Consider the following 338-nt stretch of genomic DNA (forward strand, 5'->3'; position numbering starts at 1 on the left):
GGCCGACCCTGCGCGACCGGATGCTGCGCACCTGGGAGCAGGTGTACAACATCCTGATCTGCAAGATCCCCAGTCATACCCTGCGCCTGTTCTGGCTGCGCATGGGCGGCGCAAAGATCGGCAAGGGCTCGACAGTATGGCGCAACACCGAAGTGCTGGGCGTGGACAGCCTGCGCATCGGCAACGACACCACGGTGGGCTGGCATTGCCAACTGGATGCAAGGGGCGGTCTGGTGATCGGTGATCACGTCACCATTGCATCCCACGTGCTGATCATCGCTGGCGGGCACGACCTCAACGAGCCCGAATTCTGGGCTGTCGGCGGCCCGGTGTTCATC

At 63.6% G+C, this 338-nt stretch carries 1 protein-coding gene; it reads left to right on the forward strand.

Features of this window, described 5'->3' with window-relative positions; translation table 11 throughout:
* A partial coding sequence (locus EE949_RS01385; protein WP_431194208.1) for an acyltransferase occupies positions 1–338 on the forward strand: 338 nt, incomplete at both ends.

Origin of the sequence: Pseudomonas viridiflava (assembly GCF_900602065.1) — a bacterium.
Lineage (GTDB): Bacteria > Pseudomonadota > Gammaproteobacteria > Pseudomonadales > Pseudomonadaceae > Aquipseudomonas.